Annotated in this window: 8 protein-coding genes; 5 read left to right on the forward strand and 3 right to left on the reverse strand. The window is 60.7% G+C overall.

Going from position 1 to position 8,249, the window contains the following annotated elements:
- Positions 1–38: 38 nt before the first annotated feature.
- Both ACVWZG_RS05815 and ACVWZG_RS05820 read right to left on the reverse strand, forming a co-directional pair.
- Positions 39–1,424 (reverse strand): aspartate ammonia-lyase, encoded by a 1,386-nt coding sequence (locus tag ACVWZG_RS05815; RefSeq protein ID WP_457396139.1) that lies wholly within the window; start codon positions 1,422–1,424, stop codon positions 39–41.
- Between the two features lie 41 nt (positions 1,425–1,465).
- Positions 1,466–1,777 carry a hypothetical protein gene (locus ACVWZG_RS05820; protein WP_011432176.1) on the reverse strand — a complete coding sequence of 104 codons (312 nt, stop codon included), beginning with the start codon at positions 1,775–1,777 and terminating at the stop codon, positions 1,466–1,468.
- Between the two features lie 310 nt (positions 1,778–2,087).
- Here ACVWZG_RS05820 and infC point away from each other — a divergent pair, with 310 nt between their 5' ends.
- The 4 genes from infC (at position 2,088) to raf1 (ending at position 6,406) form a co-directional block, all read left to right on the forward strand.
- On the forward strand, positions 2,088–2,594 hold the full coding sequence (gene infC / locus ACVWZG_RS05825; RefSeq protein ID WP_457405392.1) for a translation initiation factor IF-3: 507 nt from the start codon (positions 2,088–2,090) through the stop codon (positions 2,592–2,594).
- Between the two features lie 15 nt (positions 2,595–2,609).
- Positions 2,610–3,074, forward strand: a complete 465-nt coding sequence (bcp, locus tag ACVWZG_RS05830; protein ID WP_457405371.1) for a thioredoxin-dependent thiol peroxidase — start codon at positions 2,610–2,612, stop codon at positions 3,072–3,074.
- Positions 3,075–3,200: 126 nt separating this feature from the next.
- Entirely contained in the window at positions 3,201–5,138 is a 1,938-nt protein-coding gene (locus ACVWZG_RS05835; protein WP_457405372.1) for a serine/threonine-protein kinase, read from the forward strand.
- 164 nt (positions 5,139–5,302) lie between these two features.
- Entirely contained in the window at positions 5,303–6,406 is a 1,104-nt protein-coding gene (raf1, locus tag ACVWZG_RS05840) for a RuBisCO accumulation factor 1 (protein ID WP_414343401.1), read from the forward strand.
- Positions 6,407–6,492: 86 nt separating this feature from the next.
- On the opposite strand, the gene proB is transcribed toward raf1, so the two are convergent.
- Entirely contained in the window at positions 6,493–7,608 is a 1,116-nt protein-coding gene (gene proB / locus ACVWZG_RS05845) for a glutamate 5-kinase (RefSeq protein WP_414352179.1), read from the reverse strand.
- A 213-nt stretch (positions 7,609–7,821) separates the two neighbouring features.
- Between proB and ACVWZG_RS05850 the strand changes: the two genes are divergently transcribed.
- Positions 7,822–8,249: RNA-guided endonuclease InsQ/TnpB family protein (locus tag ACVWZG_RS05850; RefSeq protein ID WP_457405373.1), on the forward strand; the 428-nt coding region annotated here is incomplete at its 3' end.

The following is an 8,249-nucleotide window of genomic DNA, read 5'->3' on the forward strand; positions in this document are numbered from 1 at the left end:
CCAGGCAGGAGCAGTATGCCTCCACTGTAGCGAATGGGTTAGGACTGCATTTGGCTCATCGCCTCCAGATCCAGCACCTTGGCCACCTGTTCCGGGGTCATCAAGTTGCGCTCTAAGACAATCTGACGAATGGACTGGCCGGTTTCCAAAGAAGCCTTGGCCACTTCTGCAGCTTGCAAATAGCCGATGTAGGGGTTGAGGGCGGTCACCAAAGCCAGCGTCCCTTCTGCGTAGCCGCGGCAGCGCTCCGGTTTGGGGGTGATGCCTTGAATACAGCGCTCGGCAAAGACCCGCAGGCTGCTGTTCAGAATCTGCAGGCTGTGCAGGAGGTCATAGGCAATCAGGGGCATCATCACGTTCAGCTCAAATTGCCCCGCTTGGGCTGCGAGGGTGATGGCGGTATCCAGCCCAATCACCTGGAAACAGACCATGTTCAACATCTCGGCTATCACCGGGTTGTACTTGCCAGGCATGATGGAAGAGCCGGGCTGCACCGGCGGCAGTTGGATCTCCTTCAGGCCGGTCTTGGGGCCAGAATCCATCAGCCGCAGGTCGTTGGCCAGCTTGATGCCATCTTGGGCCAGGTTGCGCAGGGATCCCGACAGATGCACAAAGGGGGCCATGCTCTGCATCGCCGCCATGGGGTGGGGAGCAGGGGTGAGGGGCAACTGGGTATACTCTGCCAGCCGTTGCACCACCTTTTGCCGGTACTGGGGATGAGTGTTGAGGCCGGTGCCGACGGCGCTTCCCCCCAGCCCCAAGCTGCACAGGGCCTGGCTGGCCTCCTCAATCCAGCGACGGTGTTGGGCAAAGATGGCCGCGTAGGCGCCGAAGCTATCCCCCAGCCGCACTGGCACCGCATCCTGCAAATGGGTGCGACCGGCCTTGAGGATGCCGCGAAACTCTTGGGCCTTCTGCTCCAGCGCCGCTACCAAATTGTCCAGCGTGCCCAGAAAATCCCGTCGCACCCGCAGCAGGGCAGCCAGACGAATGGCGGTGGGGATGACATCGTTGGTGGACTGGCCGTAGTTGACATGGTCGTTGGGGCTGACCCGCTCGTAGCGGCCCTTGGGCTCCCCCAGGATCTCCAGGGCGCGGTTGGCCAACACCTCATTGACGTTCATGTGGTGGGAGGTGCCCGCCCCGGCCTGGTACACATCCACCACAAACTGATCCCGCAGGGATCCCTGGAGGATCTCATCCGCCGCTTGGACAATCGCCTTGGCCACTTCTGCCGGAATGCACCCCAGCTCGCCGTTGACCTCCGCCGCCGCCTTTTTAATCAGCACGCAGGCCTCCACATACTCTGGCAGGGGCTTGAGGCCGCTGATGGGGAAGTTCTCCAGGGCACGGGCGGTCTGGATGCCGTAGTAAACCGACTGGGGTAGTTGCCGCTCCCCCATTGAGTCTCGTTCGCTGCGCACCTCAGCCAAGGCTTTTCCTCCCCCGTTCGCGGATCCTTGGGCTAGCTTCCGGCAGCCTTCTCTGAGGGTGTCTCGACGGCTGCAGATAAGTTTTGTAAAGTAGCCTGCAACTGCTGGCTGAGGCGCTCGTTGTTCTCTGCCAAGACCAACACCATGGCCGCACAGGCCAGATGCACCCCTGCTCGAAATTCTGCCGAAGACTTGTACTGGATCAGCGCTTCGCTATCCCCTTCCCGCGGGCTCAGGATGAGCTGAACCGACTTTTGGGCCAACTCTGTCAGTTCCCGTTCCGTTAAACCGAGCTGCACCGCTTCTGCCCTCCCTGCTGGCCGACAAACAACCTTTGATCCCATCAGGATCGCCACTTTGGTATCCTACCGCGGTTGTTGCCCCAATCTGGCAGGATCCCCAAGTGAGCGGGCCTTGACAACGCTTGACGGCTCTAGAAAGAGACGGAAAATGCCGGTTAGTATAGGTGCAGCCTGCCTTGGCCTGCGGGCCAGTGGCCGACTTTGATTGGAGAGTCCAAACTCAGGGTTCGGCACTGCTCCGAAGGGGGCTAGTCCTACTTAGCATTTGTCTTGTGTTGTTATTTCGTTGAGAGAGGAAAACTTGACCGTAGAGCGTCCACCTGACCGCTTCCCCCGCAAGCAGCGTGCAGAGCTGCCGGCTATCAACGAGCGCATCCGCTTCCCCAAAATCCGCCTTATCGATACCGACGGCACTCAGTTGGGGATCATGAGCCCGCGCGAAGCCCTGCGCCTGGCAGAAGAAAAAGATCTGGACTTGGTCTTGGTGAGCGAAAAGGCCGACCCGCCCGTCTGCCGCATCATGGACTACGGCAAGTTCAAGTTTGAGAAGGAGAAGAAAGAACGGGAGGCCCGCAAGAAGCAACACACTGCCGAGATCAAGGAAGTGAAGTTTCGCTACAACATCGGCGAGCACGACTACAACGTGCGCCTGCGCAGCGCCCAACAGTTCTTGGGGGATGGAGACAAGGTGAAAGCCACGGTGATGTTCCGCGGTCGTGAGGCCCAGCACGCCGAGCTGGGGGAAGAATTGCTGCAGCGCTTGTTCAAAGACCTGGAGGGCGTGGCGGAAATGCAGCAGCCCCCCCAAAAGGAAGGGCGAAACATCACGATGATTCTCTCTCCCAAAAAATCGGTCTGAGGAGGGATCCCACCTATGCCCCTTGCGGTTGGGGATCCCGCTCCTGAGTTCACCTTGCCCGATGCCGAGGGCAATCTCATCAGCTTGAGCCAGTTGCGGGGCCAGCGGGTGGTGCTCTACTTCTACCCACGAGACAACACTCCCGGCTGCACCCGAGAAGCCTGTGGCTTTCGGGATGCCTACGCTGACTATCAAGCCCACGGCATCGCCATCTTGGGGGTGAGCGCCGACGATGCCCGTTCCCACCAAAAATTTGCCCAGAAGCTGCAACTGCCCTTCCCCCTGTTGGTGGATGAGGGGGCCAAGGTGGCCAGGGCTTACGGGGTCTATGGGCCGAAAAAGTTCATGGGCAAAGAGTACAACGGCATTCACCGCACCACTTTTGTTATTGATCCGGAGGGGAAGATCGAGGCCGTTATCACCAAGGTCAAGGTGGAAACCCACGCAGCGGAGCTGCTCAAGCAGTTGACCGGCTCTTAGGCTTTCCGGTGGGAGTTCGGCAGACCTGCTGCTGGGCTCGTTGTTCTGGAACCTGAGCCAAGACGGGAACGAAAAGAGCAAAAAAAGATGTAAAGTGCCGGTATTGATTCCTCGTGGGCTAGGGCCGTGTCCCGACGCAGCCGTACCCTCAAGTCGATTCACGACAGCTACCAAATGTTGGGTTTGGCCGGCCAAGGGCAGTACGGGCGTGTATTCTGTGCCCGTCCCCGTCAAGGAGGAGACCTGGTGGCCCTGAAGGAGCTGCCGGCGGAGCGCTTTCCCACCCAAAATCTGCTGCGGGAGCTGCGCCATCTGCTCACCCTCAACCACCCCAACATTACCCGCTGCTACGCCCTCGAACATGCCCGCGAAGGTCGCTACCTGGTGTTGGAGTACTGCGAGGGAGGCACGCTGCGGGAGCTGATCGACCAGGTGGAGCAAGGGCTGTGGCTGCCGGTCAAGCAGGTTTTGGGCTTTGTGGATCAGATTTTGGCCGGGTTAGATCATGCCCACCGGCAGGGGGTGATCCACTGCGATGTCAAGCCCGAGAACATCCTGCTCAAGCCCACGCCCCAGGGCTGGCAACTGAAGCTGACAGACTTTGGCATTGCCCGCCACTCCCAGCCTCTTCCCGATGAGATCAGCGCCACCGGATCCCCTGCCTACATGGCTCCCGAGCGCTTCTACGGTCAGTTTAGCCCTGCCTCGGATCTCTACGCGGTGGGGATCATCCTGCTGGAGCTGTTGACAGGCCGGCGGCCTTTTTCCGGATCCCCCGGCCAGTTGATGCACGCCCACCTCAACCAGCCGTTTGTCTGTCCCGAAGGGATCCCTGCCCCGCTGCGGGAGGTGCTGGAGATAGCCCTACGCAAGTTGCCCTTGCGGCGGTTCCGCACTGCTGCCCAAATGCGGTCGGCTTTGGCGGTGGTTGCCCAAGAGTGGCAAGAGCCGGCCAGTTGTTGGGTTGGCCCTCGCCTGCCCAGATGGCCGCCCCCTGGGGTACAGGTTTGGGATCTGCCGGATCTGGGCTCTGTTGACACTGGCGGGATGGAGTTCCTGGCCGAGCAAAAGTTCTGCATCTGCGAGGATCCCAGCGGCTCCAGATCCCCGCTGCTGTTGCGGGTGACCCCCCAGAGGCTGGAATGGCTGGAGCTCCAGAACCTTGCCCTGGGATCCCCTGCTTTGGCCCGTTTTTCCCTGGACGAGCCAATTCGGGCGGTGCTGCCCTTGAACACCTTCCCGGAAGCCCTGGCCTTCTCCCGAAGCAGCCTTTTGCACCTCAGCCCCAGCCGCATCCGCACCTTGCTCAGCTTTGAGGAGGATTGGCAGGCCACCTGGCTGGCAGAGCGACAGGAGCTGGTCTGGGCCACCGCCCAAGAGTTGGGGGCAGTACAATGGCAGCCGACAGGAACACAGCCTTTCCCCGATTCCCGCTGTTATTTCCGCTGGCCTTGGCAGGGATCCCTGTCCCGCTTGCTGGCCCTCTCGGAGCATCTGGTTTTGTTGACAGGTGTGGGGCAGCAGTGGGTGGAGATGAGCCTCTTGCCCTATCCCAAGGGACACCATCCCACTGTCGCGACCGGTTGGTCTCTGCAGACGGGATCCCAGCCCATTCGCTATCGCCTGCCCTTGGATCCCCAAGGGGGGGTGATCAGCCTGGGGGAACGGTTGCTCTTCGCGGCAACAGATGGGGGCAAGGAAGGCCAGCAGGATTTCTGCCCCTATCTCGACTCGGTGCAGGTGAATCCGCTGCGGGTGCGCCGCTGGTTCTTGAAAGGGCAACCTGTCCAGATGGCCAAGGCCCCTTGGGGCGTGCTGCTGCTGTGTCGAGAGGGCGAGCAATCCACTTCCCTCTGGCTGTACAGTAAAAAAGGGGATCCCTTGGCCCAAGTAGCTGTGCCTAACGGCTCACAGGTGTTGCAGGTGGGCCAAAGGGGCAAGATTTGGCTGCAGGTGCCCAAAGCAGAGAAATCTCACCTGTCTCAGCTTTGGCAATTGGATCTGAACTGCTTGCCGGTAAGTGGACAGCCTTCCCAGGTGATGCTGTGCGACCCAGCGATCTAGAGTTTCGCCAAGGACTCCGTCCCGCTGTCGCGACCGGACTCGGCCAGAACCGCTATCAGCCCTAAGATCAAGTTTGAAGATCAAGTTTGGCCAGATGCCCGGCCAGCTCTGCTGGGCTGTGGACCAGGGGAGTGGTGATCTGTCCAGCCTGTTGGAGAACAAGCATGAGTCAGTATCTGCCGGAACCTGCTGCTGTGGAGGAGGATCCCAGCTTGTTGGTAGAGCGGCTGCGCCGCAAAGAGGGCCGGTGGCTGGATTGGGCCAAGGCCTGTCAAGCTTTGCAACGACAGAAAATGACTCCCCAGGCCATCTTCGAGGCAACCGGGTTTGAGCCCATTCACCAAAACCAGATCCTTGTTGCGGCCCAGGTTTACGAAGGGATGGCCAAAGCAGGAGCCAGCCCAGAAGTTCTGGGGCATTTTGCCCATAAAGGCAGCGATATCCTCTACGAGTTGCGCATTCTCTCTCCACAGGATCGGGTTCGGGTGGCGGAATTTATCTTCAGTCGCCATTTGAATGCCGCTGATGCTCATGAGATCGCCCGCGCCGTGAAAAATTATGCCCAGCTCCAACAGCTTCCGGAAGGGTTTACGGATCACCCCGGCGATGCGGTGGCCTATCAAGCCTGGCGGACGGCCCAGCAAACCCGCGATCTGCAGGAGCGAACTCGGGCTATCGGTCGAGCGTTTCAGTATGTCCACAGTGATACAGCCCGCCGACAGGTGGAGCAGCTCTTGTCCACGATTGCCACCAGCTCCCGCCCCCAACGCAGCGTTTTGCCCAAGCTGTCGGTGTTTCGCCTGGAAGAAGATCTGCCGCGACTGCTGCCGGTGGCCGGATCCCTGCCTCTTGCAACTGCCGCCTGGGAAGGGATCCCCCCCAGCGAGCCGCAAGGGCCCTTTGGCTGGGTCAACAGCCCGGCGGAGCAGACTTGGATGGCCTTGCCTGCTTGGCCGGTGATTCAAAAGGCCGGGGATCCGGTGATCCTTCAGGTGGAAAACCGGCTTTTGGGATCCCTGTTGGGTTTGCCGGTGCCTGCCGGTGAAGAACAGGATCCGGTTTTGCTGGTGGTCGATCGCGCCGCTCGGGTTTGGGAGGGAGCTCAGATGGCGGGATTTTTCCTGGTGGATCGGGCCGGATCCCTGGCGGTGGAGTGGATAGAAGACTCGCCCTCCTCTCCCCTGTTGGGCCAGGTGCTGATGGCCGTGCGCCCCCCGCGGGTTTTCGATGAGGTGCTGGCTCAGGATCCCTGGCAGTTGGAAGAATAGGCGTTGGGATCCCGCCGTTGTAGCCATTCGTGCTAGTGGTGCAGAGCACCGCGCCTGGACTCGCCCCCATGGCCTCACCCATGGCCTCAATTGAGCAAGGCCAAGTTATCCCGGTGGACGGCAGTATCAACCCCTTCGTAGCCCAGGATGTGAGGGATCTCGGCAGTTTTTTTGCCCTTAATCTGCCGCAGCTCCTCGGCGCTGTAGTTCACCAGGCCCCGCGCCACCTCCTGGCCGCTGGGATCGCACAGGCGCACGGCAGCCCCCGCCTCAAACTCCCCAGAAATGGCTGTGATCCCTGCCGGCAACAGCGAGCGCCCTTGCTCGCACACCGCTCGTACCGCCCCCTCATCCAAAGTCAAAGATCCCTCGGGGATGAGGCCGTAGGCAATCCATCGCTTGCGGGCGCTGGCGGGCTGAGGAGCCGGATCAAAGCGGGTGCCAATGGCCTCGCCGGCCAGAATTGCCGGGATCTGCTCAGGCCGTTTGCCATTGGTGATCACCACCGTTACCCCTGCAGCTGTAGCAATTTGAGCAGCGGTCAGTTTGGTGGCCATGCCGCCGGTGCCCCAGCCGCTTTTCCCCTGGGCTTCGGCCTTCACCTGTAGCGGGATCCCGGGCAACACCCGCTCAATGGGCTGGGCAGAGGGATCTCGGTTGGGGTCAGCCGAATAGAGCTTGTCCACATCGGTGAGCAGGATAAGCCACTTGGCCTGCACCATGCTGGCCACTAACGCCGAAAGCGAGTCGTTATCGCCGAATTTCAGCTCCTCCACTGCCACCGTGTCGTTTTCATTGACGATGGGAATAACCCCCATCTGCAGCAGTTGGGCAAAAGTGCGATTGGCGTTCACGTAGCGGCTGCGCTCCACCAGATCGCCGCGGGTGAGCAGCACTTGGGCAATTGGCTGGTTCAGAGCCGAGAAGAGGTCATCGTAAAGGCGGATCAACCGCCCCTGTCCCACCGCAGCCACCGCCTGCTTCTCGGCAATAGCCGTCGGTCGTTGCCGCCAGCCAAGGCGAGCACAGCCCACCCCCACCGCCCCAGAGGAGACCAAGATCACCGCATACCCCTGCCTGCGCAGGTGGGTCAGCACCTCCACCAGCGGCCCCAACACCGAAAGACGCAACAAGCCGGTCTGAGTATCTGTCAGGCTGGAGGTGCCGATCTTCACCACCACCGTCACGTCTGTTGTTGCCATCGCCGCTCTCAACCCATCCTCCCACCCCTCTATTCACCATAGCGCCACCATAGCGGAGTCAAGACGCAGCTGTATTGACCAAAAGGCGCGGCAAGCCCCGTCCTTCAGGGCAGGGAAGGATAGCGCCGACCGTAGCCGACGCCCTTTAAAAACGCAGTGTCGGCCATGTGAATATCGTTGTCATCACGCATAGGCCAAGAATACGATTGAGCGGTGCAACGACTTCAAGCCTTCAAGTACGAATTGCTGCCCAACAGCCAGCAGGAACGGCAGATGCGCCGCTTTGCTGGCTCCTGCCGGTTCGTCTACAACAAGGCACTGGCGTTGCAGAAGGAGCGTCACGAGCAAGGCCAGAAAAAGCTAGGCTATGCGGGCTTGTGCCAGTTGCTCACCAAGTGGCGCCACAGCGCAGATACGGCGTGGCTGGCGGATGCGCCGGTGCATCCGCTGCAACAGGCACTCAAGGATTTGGAGCGAGCCTACAGCCACTTCTTCGCCCAGCGCGCCGGCTTCCCGAAGTTCAAGAAAAAAGGCCGGTCCGACAGCTTCCGTTATCCCGACCCCAAGCAAATCCAGCTGGACCAGGCCAACAGCCGCATCTTTCTGCCCAAACTTGGCTGGCTGCGTTATCGCAACAGCCG

It is taken from the genome of Thermostichus sp. OS-CIW-33, assembly GCF_054059615.1.